We start from the raw sequence: 14,835 nt of genomic DNA, 5'->3' as shown, positions 1-14,835 counted from the left end.
GGTGCAATGCCTTTACCAGATTAACCTACGGTCATTTCCGAGAGACTACTAATATTTTCAGAACAACGCCAATGTAAGAAGGTGTCTTGAAAAAAATGTTGAAAACATTCTATAAAGGGTAATAGTGTAAATATATATGTAATAAAATCCATAATAAATCCATGTGTTTATTTAATACATTATGGGCAAATTACTATTAACCTGCGGGGGTGGTTGCGCTGGCGGAAAAGAAGCAGAATAGGGACGAAACTTACTTGTCCCGTAAAATCGACGAGCTCGGGACCGCAATGGAAAAAATGAAGCTTGCGGAATATGTTGAACTGCTAAACCATCCCGGGAGGTTGTTTTTTATTAACTTTTTTGCCGGGATAGCTCGGGGGTTGGGGATGGCATTGGGTTTTACCCTTCTGGGCGCTTTGGCTGTTTATACCCTGCAAAGACTGCAGGTCCTTAATCTGCCAATTGTAGGGGAGTTTATTGCAGACATAGTTAAAATCGTACAGAATAACCTTAAGCTGCAGTAAAAAGGCTGCTAAATAAGCATGGGTATCAGAGAAGAAGCTATTAGGAGGGATGGGTGTGACCAAAGATATAATTGAAGCTATTTTAGAAAGACGGAGTACCAGGAGATTTAAGTCTGAACAGGTTCCCAGAGCTACAATAGGAAGGATAATTGATGCCGCCAGATGGGCTCCCAGCGCTGGGAATGTCCAGCCTTGGGAGTTTTATGTGGTATATAACGAAAAAAAGAAATATGAGCTTGCTTCAGCAGCGACAAAACAACGTTTTATAAGTGAAGCCCCGGTGATAATAGTTGTATGTGCCATTCCTGAGATGAGTGCTGCCCGTTACCGGGAAAGGGGCCGGAATCTCTATGCTATTCAGGACACTGCAGCCGCAGTGCAGAACATATTGTTAGCTGCCGAAGGATATGGATTGGGGTCTTGTTGGATTGGTTCCTTTGAGGAGACTCTTGTTATGGAAGCTTTGGATATACCCATGGGTAAAATTCCGGTTGCCCTTGTGCCAATTGGTTATGCATCAGAAGAATCTCAACCTCCGGCGCGCAGGCCGGTGGATGAAATTGTTACGATAATTGAATAGCTAAACACATGATATAATTTAGGAGGCTGATATGGACAGGAAATTGATGGAGCAATATAGGATTAAATTGATGCAGGAGAAACAGGAAATTGAGGAACGGATAACACATATGGAAGAAGGGGCTATGGAGTTACCTGTCCAAGATTCGATCAGTGAACTGTCAATGTATGATAATCATCCGGCAGACTTGGGAACAGAGACTTTTGAGCGAAGTAAGGACTTAGCTCTTAGGGAAGCTGCCCAGAACCACTTGGCTAAAATTGAAGATGCTCTGACAAGGATTCAAGAAAGATCTTACGGAAAATGTGATATTTGTGGCACTGAGATATCGCTAGAACGGTTACAGGCTGTGCCGGCCACGACTATGTGTAAAAAATGCAAGGAAGCTGGGGAAGAACTTTCTGACAGGCATCCAAGGCCTATTGAAGAAGATGTGATTGCACCTCCATTTGGAGGTTTTACACATGACAACTCTGAGTTTGACCTCGGGGATGCCGAGGATGAAATAATGTTTGATGGTGAGGATGCCTGGCAGTCGGTAGCCAGGTTCGGGACTTCGGAAACTCCTCAGGATATCAGCGTTCATGGAGTGAACGATTATAACCACATGTATGTTGATGCCGATGAAAATATCGGCACTGTTGAAAGCGTTGAAGAGATTCCATATGAAAAGAATTTAGATGAAAAAGGGACACAGGAAAACTTTCACCTGTAATTTAAATGGGCTGCCTATGCTGACACCAGATGGGCAGCCCTTGAATCTGTTCAGACCGTATGATAAAATGAAGCAGCAAATAAATGCAGGAATGAAGTGAACTAATGGAGGGATCAGTCATTGCGGTATATATTACTTGCTTTAGGGATCCTGGCTGCAGACCAATTATCTAAATGGTTTGTTATGAGCAGAATGGTCCAAAGTGAATCCATACCAGTTATTGAACCAGTATTCTACATAACTTATATAATGAACCCAGGAGCAGCTTTTGGCATGTTGGCTTATAAGACAGTGTTTTTTGTGGCTGTTACGGTTGTTGTTGTATTGGGTATTATTTTTTTTGCCAGGCAGATTCCGGCAGGGAAGGTGCTTCTGAAAACGGGGCTTGCGTTTCAAGTAGGGGGCGCGGTTGGGAATTTGATAGACCGTCTGAGGTTTGGACATGTAGTAGATTTTTTTGATTTCAGGGTTTGGCCGGTATTTAATATTGCTGATATAGGAATAGTCATTGGTGTGGGGATACTATTGTTAGAACTTTTGCAGGGAGACCGGGAAAAGCAGAAACAGGTCGGATCAACCGGGGACTCTCAGAGAACATAGGAGCCGATAAATTATGAAAAAAAATAAAGGAATAGAAGATTATATTGCAACAGGAGAACACGAAGGAACACGGCTTGATATTTTTATTGCCGGTCTTGACTCCAATTTTTCGCGATCCAGAGTGCAGAAGCTTGTTGAAAGTGGTGCAGTTACTGTAAATGGAGGGGTGGCTAAATCAAATTATAAGGTCAGGGAAGGGGATTTTGTTTGTGTGAAAACCATTTCTCCTGAGCAACAGGGGGTTCAGCCGGAAAATATACCACTTGATATAGTATATGAAGACAGTGATTTATTGGTGGTCAATAAGCCACAAGGAATGGTTGCACACCCGGCGGCCGGGAATTATTCGGGGACACTGGTAAATGCCCTTCTGTTTCACTGTGATGACCTCTCGGGTATTAATGGCGTAATCAGACCTGGTATTGTTCACAGAATCGATAAAGATACTTCAGGCCTGTTGGTAGTGGCCAAAAATGACTTTGCCCATTTGAGCCTGGCAGAACAATTTAAAGAGCACTCAATTTCCAGAAAATATATTGCCCTGGTCCACGGTGTTGTTATGGAGCCTGGGGGAATAGTCGATGCCCCTCTTGGGCGGGACCCCAGAGACCGAAAAAAAATGGCGGTGGTTACAAGAAACGCCAAAAAAGCTATAACGAAGTATCGTGTTTTGGAACGATTTAATTGTTATTCTCTTATAGAATGTCAGTTGGAGACGGGCCGCACACACCAGATAAGGGTACATATGGCTTATCTGGGCCATCCGGTAGTGGGGGACCCTGTTTATGGACCCCGTAAGGACCCATTGAACCTTAAGGGACAAGCACTGCATGCTTTCCTCCTGGGGTTCAGGCATCCGAGAACAGAGGAATTTATGGAGTTTAAAGCAGATATTCCGTTATATTTTCAAGAGCTTATTGCATGGCTGAAAGTCCAGGACAACTGAGCGGCTGGTGATTGACATTTTGGAAATTTAATGGTAAAATTAAAGAAAATCTAAGGTGAAGTAAATTTAGGGAGTAAGTATGGTTCGAGCAGCAATACGCTAGCGCTTCCAGCAAGTGTGGATTGTTGTAAGGGCCATGTTGATGTTATGGGAGTTGTTTCATGTTTTGCCCTCATTAAGACACTGCTTTTCTTTGTATCACTTCTTTAAAAGTGGTGCAAACCCATTGATAAACTACTAGATTTTGAACTAACAACAAACTCCGACAGAAGTAAGTTGTTTTCATCAAACTGAAACCTGAATGGAAAAATCCGGATTAGGGAGCTGGGGCTTTCCTTTAGTTCTGATTTATTTATCAGGGCTGGGGATAAATCAGACAATGGTTTAGGGTGAGTCAAACGACGAAACCTGAGCACTCTAACTCTCTTTCGACATTTGCGAAAGAGAGTTAGAGTGCTCAGGTTATTTTTTTAACCGAGACAATCTTATAGGAGGAATGTAATGTTAGGGAATTTTAAGAAGATTAATAAATGGAAAGAAGTTGAACCAGAGCAATGGAATGATTGGAAGTGGCAAATGTCTAACAGACTTACTTCTGTTGAAGACCTTGAAGAAATAGTCAACCTTACGCCAGAGGAGAAGAAAGGTATAAGTGAATGTTTGAAGTTTTTGAGAATGGCCATAACCCCATATTATGCAAGCTTAATAAACAGTGAGAACCCATCTTGCCCGGTGAGGAAACAGGCTATCCCCACTGCATTGGAGTTAATGCATACTAAGTATGATATGGAAGACCCGTTGTTTGAGGAAGAAGATTCGCCGGTTCCGGGAATTACCCACAGATATCCTGATAGGGTGCTTTTCCTGGTTACTGACCAGTGTTCTATGTATTGCAGGCACTGTACCAGAAGACGTTTTGCAGGCCATAATGATAAGGCTTTGCCTAAGAAGTATATAGATAGGGCAATTAACTATATCAAGAGCAATCCCAGTATCAGGGATGTGTTGATTTCCGGTGGTGATGCTTTGGTAATGCCTGATGAGAACATAGAATACATTCTAGGAAGCCTCAAAAACATTCAGCATGTTGAGATGCTCAGGATAGGGACACGTACTCCTGTGGTTTTGCCTCAAAGGATTACTCAAGACCTTTGCCGGATTATCAGAAAATACCATCCTGTCTGGATTAATACTCATTTCAATCATCCCAGGGAAATAACTGCTGAAGCCAGAAATGCCTGCAGTATGCTGAGTGAGGCCGGGGTGCCCCTGGGGAATCAGACTGTACTGCTGCGTGGGATTAATGATTGCCCAAACGTGATGAAGAAGCTTTTTCAAAAATTGCTTACTATCAGGGTAAGGCCATATTACCTGTACCAGTGTGATATGGCTCAGGGAATAGAACATTTCCGTACTCCTGTATCCAGAGGTATAGAAATAATGGAGACTTTGAGGGGACACACCACCGGGCTGGCAGTTCCGACTTATGTTATTGACGCACCCGGCGGAGGGGGGAAAATCCCGGTTGGTCCACAGTATGTTGTTTCCCAATCCACAAACAAGATTATTCTCAGGAATTATGAGGGTGTACTTTGTTCTTACCGTGAACCCGATGACAAGTCAGCTGTTTGCATGGACTGTGGTGAATGTAAAACTGTTAGGAATAAATCAAGGGAAGGCTTGGCCAAACTGTTTAATGAAAAAACTATCAGTCTTGTTCCCAAAGGGAACTCGAGGGAGAAAAGACGTGAGAACTATAGTGAGACGGTATCATGATTGAAGACAAAGGTGTTTTGGATCTTTTGGATCAAGAAAGCAATTTAACAAGAATGAGCACACCAGATTTCACAGTGAAGGTAATCAATGATAGCCGCAATCAGCGGATTCGCGTACCGGAGTACCAGGCTCGTGATATTGGAGCTTTGGCAAGTTATCTTGAAACTTTGGGCAGACGCTTTCAGGCCGGGAAAATAATTGTTTATTCACATAGGGACGATTGGCAGAAGTTCCAGTCTCTTGGCTATAGGATCGAAGGTGAGATAAACACCTTTTTCCGGGGTGAGCCTATGTGTTTCATGAGTAGATTTCTTAGTTTGGATAGGTTTGGTGTAAAATGTTCAAGTATTGAAGACACAATTTTGAAAAGAATTCTACAGAGGAATCGGAGCTGTGGTGTAAAGGACAGCAGTTGTAATGAATCCGGTTATACAGTCCGGACTCTTAGGGATGACGATATAAATAATGTTATGGATATTTTCAAAACTGTTTTTGCGACCTATCCCAGTCCTGTTGATGAACGCATGTATTTTGAAGAATTCACCGGATTGGAAGGGGATATTATGATGATAGCAGAATATAATGGTGAAATTGCCGGAATAATTTCTGCTGCAATAGACACTAAGCATCTGAATGCTGAGATTACGGATTGTATTACTCTCCCCGAGCATAGGGGCAGGGGGGTTATGGCAATGCTGATAGACAGCATCGAGGAAAAGCTGACGGAAAGGAAACTTGTTTGCTTGTACAGTCTTGCAAGGGCGGGAGTCCCTCCTATTAATGCCGTGATGTATAAAAAAGGATATAAATTCATGGGCAGGCTTATAAATAACTGTCACATAGGTGGTAGGTTTGAAAACATGAATATTTGGGAAAAAAGCATAGGTTAGCAGGCATATTATAATCCCCAAAAAAAAGAGTAGCTGGAGGCTACTCTTTTTTGATAGAAATGTTAGGTTTTCTCTCTAGTTTTTCTGTAATATTTTTGAGGGTAAATTCAGTTGGATTAACTGTTATTTAATATTACGTTGGAAAAGCTGTGTTTGGGGGGGCAGACAGTGAATTTGCACAAAATTTCCTGCTTTGGGATTGAAGTCAGTGTATGCATAATTGTATAATGAAATTAGATACTAAACGAAACTGGGAGGGGAACAAATGTTAAAGAAGAAATTGTTTGTCACAATGTTCCTGATTTTGGCTATTGGTCTGCTGGCAGCACCTGTTTCGGCAACGGTTGATTACTATGATTTCTACAAAGTGGTTAAACTCACCGTAGGGGAAAACCTGTCTTATATTAATGACAGCCCCTACTATTCCGACCAGGCCCCTTTCATAGATTCGGGAAGAACCCTTGTCCCGCTGCGTTTTGTAGCTGAAGCTCTGGACGCCTATGTTGACTGGATGCCTTCTACGAGGACAGTGCTGATAGAAACTGATTCCGGAACAATTATCAAGGTTGCCATAGGAAATAAAACGGCTTATATTGATAATAACCCCGTTATTCTGGATGTTCCTGCAGTAATTAAAGGAGGACGGACTTTTGTGCCGCTTAGGTTTGTGGGAGAAGCCATGGGAGCAGGGGTGGAATGGGAGCCTGCATCTCGGACCATCAGAGTTATCAATGTGGATATATCAGACTGGGAAGAATATATTGAGCCCATTACAGGCAGTTCAGTCCTGTTCCCGGGAGTGGATTGGGAATCTGTCTGTGAAGGAAGCTCTCTGATTATTGAGAGCCCTGAGGAAACTGAATTTGAGCTAACTTATGATAACAGGGATATGGCGACTATCATGAAATTAAAAAAAGACCTGCTGACCTCAGAGGGCTGGAACCTGGAAAGTGAAACAAATACTTCCTTTAGAATGACAAAAGAAAATATTTATATAAATTCAAATCGTTATATTTATATTTTCTCTGTTCAGAAGGCAGGAGCCGGGAACATCGTTTACAGTGTGGAAACCAATTTAGAGGCTTTAGATCAAGATTTAGCGGTAGTTAACAAAATAATTTCCACACTGGTAATTAAAAGTTGACTTTCTATTACCCTTTTGATACACTAAATAAAAATATCTCCTTTAAATTAGTCCGAGAGGCTAGTAAGGGAACATAAGTTTTGCGTTTTGGGGAAACTATGCCTGCTTGCGTCTTGTCAAGCAGGCTTTTTAATGTTTCAATCTGCCGGACCACTGTTTCCGGCTGGACAGGTGGTGATAAAATGCTCAGTCAAAAAGCGGTGATTCTTGATGCTGATGGAATCCGCAGGGCCCTTACCAGGATAGCGCATGAGATTATTGAGAGGAACAAGGGAGTGGAGGAAGTTGCCCTTATAGGCATCCGCAGGCGCGGTATTCCTCTAGCGGAACGCCTGGCAAAAAGGATAAAACAAATTGAAGGCACTGACATTCCGATAGGGGTTCTGGATATTACCCTTTACCGTGATGACCTGACAACAATTACTCAGCAGCCGGTAATTCACCGGACAGACATCCCATTTGCTGTGGATAATAAGACAATTGTACTTGTAGATGATGTATTGTTTACCGGGAGGACGGTCAGGGCGGCCCTTGATGCTATTATTGACCTGGGAAGGCCTAATTCCATTCAACTGGCTGTGCTTGTTGACAGGGGGCATCGCGAACTGCCTATCAGGGCAGATTATGTTGGCAAAAATGTTCCCACTTCCAGGAAGGAAATCATTTCGGTATATCTTACCGAATTAGATAATGAAGATAAAGTAGTTATTGAAGAGGATGGCGGATAACCCTTTAAAATGGTCCTGTGAGGCCAATAAGGGAAGGTAGCATTCTTTATTGCATGTACCTCCTTATTGGCTTCAGATGAGCCGGTAAGGAGATTTTTATTTCCCAGGGCTTTACGGGTAAACTCTGGAAATGACCGGGTCTTTCGCCATCTTCGGACATGCGGGGACTCCCTGCCTTGTTGCCGGTGATTTGCAGCAAGACTCATGACGACGGCAGTGCAAGGAAAATCTTGTACAACACCCCACCAGACTTCACGGTCATTTCCTTAGAATTACACATAAAGGGTAAGCTAAAAATAGAAGGTGAAATATAAAGGAGGGAACAGCAATGGGGCTGAACCGCAAAGACCTTTTGGGGATAAGGGACTTGTCGGTTGAGGAGATTGGACTTATCCTGGAAACGGCTGAACCTATGAAAGACATTATTCGCAGGCAGATTAAGAAGGTGCCGACACTTAGGGGGAAAGCCGTAATAAACCTTTTTTATGAACCCAGTACCAGGACAAGGACATCTTTTGAACTTGCAGGTAAATACATGAGTGCCGATACTATCAACATCAGTACATCTGCAAGCAGTGTGGTAAAGGGAGAGACCTTGAAGGACACCGGGAAAACCCTTGAAGTGATGGGGGCCGATGTAGTTGTTATCAGGCATTCCGCTTCCGGTGCTCCCCATATATTGGCAAAACACCTGACAGCATCTGTGATAAATGCGGGTGACGGTTTTCATGAACACCCCACCCAGGCTCTCCTGGACATGTTTACGATCAAGGAGCAAAAAGGCAGGATTGAAGGGCTTAAGGTAGCTATTGTAGGTGATATAATGTTCAGCAGGGTTGCCAGGTCAAACATTTGGGGGCTTACTAAAATGGGGGCAGAAGTGCGGGTAATAGCTCCGGCTACTTTACTGCCGCCTGAAATAGAAAAACTGGGTGTTAAGGCGTTCACTTCTATTGAAGAGGGACTGTGTGAAGCTGATGTTGTGATGGTGCTCCGTATCCAGATGGAGAGACAACAGAACGGATTATTTCCTACAATAAGGGAATATTCCCGCTTGTATGGGGTAACTGCAGAAAGATTAAAACTGGCCCATCCTGATTCACTGGTAATGCATCCCGGCCCTATGAACAGAGGAATTGAGATAGCTCCTGATGTCGCCGATGGCCTTCAGGCTGTTATAAATGAGCAGGTAACCAATGGGGTCGCTGTTAGGATGGCCCTGCTGTATCTGTTAACGGGAGGAGGTAATCCCCATGACACTGTTAATTAAGGGAGGAAAAGTAATCGATCCGGTTAATGGAATTTCTAAACTTGCAGATGTCTTGATAGAAGAAGGGAAAATCATTGCAGTAGCAAAAAACCTCAGCACCAATAGGTCGGAAGTACTTGATGCAGCCGGGAAACTGGTCATGCCGGGCTTAATAGACATGCATGTTCATTTGCGGGAACCAGGTTTTGAGGCGAAAGAGACTATTGCTTCCGGAACAAAGGCGGCAGCGATGGGAGGTTTTACAGGTGTGGCCTGTATGCCAAATACAAACCCGGTTATTGATAATCAGGCACTGGTGGAATTCATAAAATCCAGGGCTGTTGTTGAAGGTGCAGTAAATGTATATCCTATAGGAGCCATAACCAAAGGTTCCAAAGGTGAGGAGCTTGCTGAAATAGGCGATATGAGGCTGGCCGGGGCTGTAGCTATTTCTGATGACGGAAGGCCCTTGATGAATGCCCAGGTAATGAGGCTGGCCATGGAATATGCAAAAATGTTTAAGATGCCTGTTATTTCACACTGTGAGGATTTGAACCTGGTTGCCGGTGGAGTAATGCATGAAGGATATTTTTCCACGGTTTACGGCCTTAAAGGGATTAACAGGTTAGCAGAGGAGGCAATGGTAGCCAGGGACATTATGCTGGCGGAAATTACCGGTGCCTGGCTTCATATTGCCCATATCAGTACTGCCGGATCAGTTGATCTGGTCAGGATGGCCAAGAAGAAGGGGATCAGGGTTACCGCAGAGGCTGCCCCGCACCATTTCAGCCTGACTGATGAGATTGTCGGCAGCTTTGATACAGCGACCAAAGTTAATCCGCCGCTCCGCAGTGAGGCTGATGTCAGGGCGGTGAAAGAAGGTCTCCGTGACGGGACTATAGATGTAATTGCAACAGACCATGCTCCTCATACGGTTGAGGAAAAGGATGTGGAGTATAATTATGCGCCTTTCGGCATAGTGGGCTTGGAGACTGCTGTAGGGCTGGCTTTCACGGAACTGGTCAGACCGGGGGTCTTGAACCCGGGAGAATTGGTAATGAAAATGAGTGTTAACCCGGCACGCATACTAGGTCAAGAAGGTAAAGGGCACCTGGGAATTGGCGCAGATGCCGACATTACACTGATTGATCCTGAAAGAAAAGAGATTGTGGATGTGAGTAAGTTTGCCTCAAAGGCCATGAACTCTCCATTTAACGGATGGGAACTGACCGGCATACCTGTGGCAACAATAATCAGGGGTCAGATTGTGATGAATAACCGGAAACTTTTGGTCTGACCGAATTTTAAAAATCAACTCTGGGGGGATTTGCTATGAAGGCAGTACTAGTCCTTGAGGATGGTACGGTTTTTGAGGGGAAGGGGTTTGGCGCGGAAACCCTGAATTTTGGAGAGATAGTTTTTAATACGAGTATGACAGGTTATCAGGAGATTTTAACTGACCCTTCATATTGTGGACAGATTGTCACCATGACATATCCCCTGATTGGAAATTATGGGATAAATCCTGAAGATTTTGAATCCAGGAAACCATTTGTTCTGGGTTTTGTGGTCAGGGAATTCTGTGAGCTTCCCAGCAACTGGAGGTCGGAAAAAACTGTTGCCAGGTACCTCTTGGAAAACGGGATTCCCGGCATATGCGGTATAGATACCAGGGCCCTTACCAGGCGGCTGAGGAACCACGGGACAATGGGAGCTGTGATTGCTGCCGGTGACAGTATTGATGTGGCGGAAATCAAGCAAAAACTTATGTGTCATCCGAACTTGATGGGTTCGGACCATGTTCTCAAAGTGACTGTCAAAGAAAGTTGTACAATGCCAAATGATGGTTACAGGGTGGTTCTCATGGACTTTGGGGCCAAGCTGAATATTGCCAGGTCACTCTATGACCTGGGATGTGAAGTAGTTGTCGTACCTGCTACAACAACTGCTAATGAAGTGCTGGCCCTTAATCCTGATGGCATTATGCTGTCCAATGGCCCTGGGGACCCGGAAAATGTTCCTTTTGCTATTGAAACAGTGAAAAAGCTGATTGGTAAAATACCCATGTTCGGTATCTGCCTGGGGCACCAGGTGATTGCCTTGGCTCTTGGAGGCCGAACCTATAAACTTAAATTCGGGCATAGGGGGGCCAACCATCCGGTTAAGGATTTGGCTGCCGGCAAGGTACACATTACTTCACAGAATCACGGGTATGCTGTGGCTGCAGGTTCACTCCCCCAAGATGAAGTCATTGTATCACATATTAATCTTAATGATGGTACGGTGGAAGGTCTGAAACATAAGTACCTTCCGGTGTTTTCGGTTCAGTACCATCCTGAGGCCGCACCGGGACCTTGGGATTCCGAATACCTGTTTGACCAGTTTATGCAGCTGATTGCGCGGGAGAGGAGATAGGATTATGCCTATTAAAGAAGGAATTAAAAAGGTAATGGTTATTGGTTCGGGGCCAATTATTATCGGTCAGGCCGCTGAATTTGATTATGCCGGGACACAGGCCTGCCAGGCCCTGAGAGAAGAAGGCATGAAAGTAGTGCTGGTAAACAGCAACCCGGCTACCATTATGACAGATGCCAATATTGCCGACAGGGTATATATTGAACCACTCACACCTGAGTTTGTGGCCCGGATTATCAGGAAAGAAAAGCCTGATGGACTGCTCCCTACTTTGGGTGGGCAGATAGGCTTGAATATTGCGGTTGAACTTGCGGAACAAGGTATTCTCGAAGAGGAGGGGGTAGCACTTCTGGGCACTCCCTTGGATACAATCAAGAAAGCTGAAGACCGCGAGCTGTTTAAGGCCATGATGCAGGAAATCGGGGAACCGGTTCCCGACAGTGTTATTGTTGATAATGTTGAGGATGCGGTTGTCTTTGCTGAAAACACCGGTTACCCGGTAATTGTGCGTCCTGCTTATACCTTGGGTGGCACCGGAGGCGGAATTGCCAATAATGTTGAAGAACTGAGGTTAGTTGCCACCAAAGGGCTTAAGCTCAGCATGATTAAGCAGTGCCTGATTGAGCAAAGTGTGGCCGGTTGGAAGGAAATAGAATATGAAGTTATCAGGGATAGTAATGATAACTGTATAACTATATGTAATATGGAAAACGTCGATGCGGTTGGTATTCATACCGGCGACAGTATAGTGGTTGCCCCTTCACAGACTTTATCTGACAAGGAATATCAATTATTGAGGACTGCATCACTTAAGATAATCAGGGCCCTGGGGATTGAGGGAGGCTGTAATGTTCAGCTTGCTTTAAATCCGAACAGCTTTGAATATGTTATCATTGAAGTAAATCCAAGGGTATCCAGGTCTAGTGCCCTGGCTTCGAAGGCTACGGGTTTCCCGATTGCTAAGGTAGCGTCCAAAATAGCTGTTGGCTTGACTCTTGATGAGATTCGCAATGCAGTTACCGGAAAGACTTATGCAGCATTTGAGCCTGCTCTTGATTACGTTGTTATCAAGATTCCTCGCTGGCCTTTTGACAAGTTTGCTTTTGCCGATCGTTATCTGGGGACACAGATGAAGGCAACCGGTGAGGTTATGGCAATTGACAGGACTTTTGAGGCAGGCCTGATGAAAGCAATCCGGTCACTGGAGATAGGGTTGTATGGGCTTTTCTTAAAAGGAATAGACAGTGTACCACGGGAAAAGCTTGAGGAAAAGATTAGGAGTGCCGATGATGAGAGGATTTTTGCCGTTGCCGAGGGTTTGCGGCGCGGGATGAATATTGGATCACTAAATGAAATTTCCAAAATAGATGTTTGGTTCCTGGAAAAAATAAAAAACATTGTTGATTTTGAAACTGTGCTTATAGAGGGTGTTAAGGCCAGAGGAAGTGCTTTCCTGACTGAAAATGTGATGATTAGAGCAAAGGACTTGGGAATTCCCGATATATATATATCTCAATTGACCGGTTTGGACGAGAATGAGGTCAGGGATATCAGGAAAAATTACGGGTTACAGCCGGTCTATAAAATGGTGGATACCTGTGCTGCTGAATTTGAGGCAATAACACCTTACTATTATTCGACATATGAGGATGAAAATGAGGCCATTCCCACAGAACGCCGGAAGGCTGTTGTGCTGGGATCTGGACCAATTCGCATTGGTCAGGGAATTGAGTTTGACTACTGTTCAGTTCATTCAGTCTGGGCACTCAGAGAAGAGGGCATAGAAACAATAATCATCAATAACAACCCTGAGACTGTGAGTACTGATTTTGATACTTCTGATCGGCTCTATTTCGAACCATTGATTTTAGAGGATGTTCTAAATATTATTGAACTGGAAAAACCGGAGGGTGTGGTTGTCCAGTTTGGCGGACAGACCGCAATCAACCTTGCTGAGCCATTAGCAAAAGCAGGGATAAATATACTGGGCACTCCGGTTAAATATATTGATATGGCTGAAGACCGGGATAAATTTGACAAATTGTTGATGAAACTGGAAATTCCCAAACCGCCGGGCAGAACGGCCACATCAGTGGGAGATGCCCAGGAGATCGCGGAAGAGATAGGTTTTCCCGTCTTGGTACGGCCATCATATGTGCTTGGAGGACGGGCCATGGAAATAGTATATAATCAGAATGAACTCTTGGAATATATGACCTCAGCGGTCAATGTTTCGCCGAAACACCCCGTGCTGGTTGATAAGTATTTGATAGGCAAGGAAATTGAGGTTGATGCCATTTCAGATGGAGAAGATGTATTGATTCCAGGGATTATGGAGCATATTGAGAGGGCCGGAGTCCACTCCGGGGACAGTATCGCTGTTTACCCGGCGCAAAGCCTCAACAGGAAACAAGTTGCAGACCTGGCAGACTATACTGCCAGGCTGGCCAGGGCGCTGCATGTCAAAGGGCTCATTAATATCCAATATGTACTCCATGGTGATCAATTGTATGTCCTTGAGGTAAACCCGCGGTCTAGCCGGACAGTACCGTACCTAAGCAAAATTACCGGGGTGCCGATGGTAAATGTGGCCACAAAAATGATTCTTGGGCAAACCCTGAAGGAGTTGGGATATAAAAACGGCCTTTATCCTGCCCCTGATTATATCGCTGTTAAGGCTCCGGTATTCTCCTTTGCCAAATTGCTTCAGGTAGATACATCCCTTGGGCCGGAAATGAAATCAACCGGGGAGGTAATGGGGTTTGATAAAGACTTCTCCATGGCAATGTATAAAGCCCTGGTGGCTGCCGGTTTGGATATTCCCAGGAAGGGTACTATCTTGGCAACAGTGGCCGACAAGGACAAAGATGAAGTAATACCAATCCTAAAGGGATTTGTTGAAATGGGATTCAAGCTGGCAGCCACATGTGGTACTGCAAGAGCCCTTACTGAAGCCGGCTTGCCGGTAGAAAAAGTAAATAAGATAAGGGAAGGTTCCCCAAATATTATTGATATAATCAGGCAGGGCAAAATTGACCTGGTAATCAACACCCTTACCAGGGGCAAAATGCCGGAACGGGACGGCTTTCGCATAAGAAGAGCGGCAGTTGAACATGCTATTCCATGCCTAACTTCACTTGACACAACGACTACTATCCTTAGTGTGCTGCAGTCATTGGAGCAGGGCAAAGAGTTTGCTGTCGTTCCACTTCAGGAATATCTTAGTTAATATATTTGTTTGCAGGGTTTTTAGGGAGGATAGATCCTA

The 14,835-nt window shown here is 44.4% G+C and carries 13 protein-coding genes; all 13 read left to right on the top strand.

Annotated features, from left to right (window positions below; translation table 11 throughout):
* Positions 1–287 precede the first annotated feature (287 nt).
* The 13 genes from ABFY19_RS10060 (at position 288) to carB (ending at position 14,796) form a co-directional block, all read left to right on the top strand.
* On the top strand, positions 288–524 hold the full coding sequence (locus tag ABFY19_RS10060) for a DUF5665 domain-containing protein (RefSeq protein WP_418792584.1): 237 nt from the start codon (positions 288–290) through the stop codon (positions 522–524).
* Positions 525–573: 49 nt separating this feature from the next.
* Entirely contained in the window at positions 574–1,104 is a 531-nt protein-coding gene (locus ABFY19_RS10055) for a nitroreductase family protein (RefSeq protein ID WP_418790523.1), read from the top strand.
* A 31-nt stretch (positions 1,105–1,135) separates the two neighbouring features.
* Positions 1,136–1,819, top strand: coding sequence for a TraR/DksA C4-type zinc finger protein (locus tag ABFY19_RS10050; protein ID WP_418790522.1), 684 nt, complete (start codon positions 1,136–1,138; stop codon positions 1,817–1,819).
* 120 nt (positions 1,820–1,939) lie between these two features.
* Positions 1,940–2,419, top strand: coding sequence for a signal peptidase II (lspA, locus tag ABFY19_RS10045; protein ID WP_418790521.1), 480 nt, complete (start codon positions 1,940–1,942; stop codon positions 2,417–2,419).
* Between the two features lie 13 nt (positions 2,420–2,432).
* The gene (locus ABFY19_RS10040) at positions 2,433–3,365 is read left to right on the top strand and encodes an RluA family pseudouridine synthase (protein WP_418790520.1); all 933 of its coding nucleotides are present in this window, start codon (positions 2,433–2,435) and stop codon (positions 3,363–3,365) included.
* Positions 3,366–3,866: 501 nt separating this feature from the next.
* Entirely contained in the window at positions 3,867–5,141 is a 1,275-nt protein-coding gene (ablA, locus tag ABFY19_RS10035; protein WP_418790519.1) for a lysine 2,3-aminomutase, read from the top strand.
* Entirely contained in the window at positions 5,138–6,031 is an 894-nt protein-coding gene (ablB, locus tag ABFY19_RS10030; RefSeq protein ID WP_418790518.1) for a putative beta-lysine N-acetyltransferase, read from the top strand. Before ablA ends, ablB begins: the two co-directional genes overlap by 4 nt.
* 265 nt (positions 6,032–6,296) lie before the next feature.
* Positions 6,297–7,175 carry a copper amine oxidase N-terminal domain-containing protein gene (locus ABFY19_RS10025; RefSeq protein WP_418790517.1) on the top strand — a complete coding sequence of 293 codons (879 nt, stop codon included), beginning with the start codon at positions 6,297–6,299 and terminating at the stop codon, positions 7,173–7,175.
* A gap of 182 nt (positions 7,176–7,357) precedes the next feature.
* On the top strand, positions 7,358–7,903 hold the full coding sequence (gene pyrR, locus ABFY19_RS10020; RefSeq protein ID WP_418792583.1) for a bifunctional pyr operon transcriptional regulator/uracil phosphoribosyltransferase PyrR: 546 nt from the start codon (positions 7,358–7,360) through the stop codon (positions 7,901–7,903).
* A 328-nt stretch (positions 7,904–8,231) separates the two neighbouring features.
* The gene (locus tag ABFY19_RS10015; RefSeq protein ID WP_418790516.1) at positions 8,232–9,173 is read left to right on the top strand and encodes an aspartate carbamoyltransferase catalytic subunit; all 942 of its coding nucleotides are present in this window, start codon (positions 8,232–8,234) and stop codon (positions 9,171–9,173) included.
* Positions 9,157–10,449 carry a dihydroorotase gene (locus ABFY19_RS10010; protein WP_418790515.1) on the top strand — a complete coding sequence of 431 codons (1,293 nt, stop codon included), beginning with the start codon at positions 9,157–9,159 and terminating at the stop codon, positions 10,447–10,449. Before ABFY19_RS10015 ends, ABFY19_RS10010 begins: the two co-directional genes overlap by 17 nt.
* Positions 10,450–10,484: 35 nt before the next feature.
* Positions 10,485–11,567, top strand: coding sequence for a glutamine-hydrolyzing carbamoyl-phosphate synthase small subunit (carA, locus tag ABFY19_RS10005; RefSeq protein ID WP_418790514.1), 1,083 nt, complete (start codon positions 10,485–10,487; stop codon positions 11,565–11,567).
* 4 nt (positions 11,568–11,571) lie between these two features.
* Positions 11,572–14,796 (top strand): carbamoyl-phosphate synthase large subunit, encoded by a 3,225-nt coding sequence (carB, locus tag ABFY19_RS10000; protein ID WP_418790513.1) that lies wholly within the window; start codon positions 11,572–11,574, stop codon positions 14,794–14,796.
* The last annotated feature ends 39 nt before the right edge of the window (positions 14,797–14,835 follow it).

The organism is Phosphitispora sp. TUW77, assembly GCF_048453025.1.
Classification (GTDB): Bacteria; Bacillota; Thermincolia; order Thermincolales; family UBA2595; genus Phosphitispora.
The sequence above is the reverse complement of the archived record's forward strand: the minus strand, read 5'-3'. Positions and strand labels throughout refer to the sequence as shown.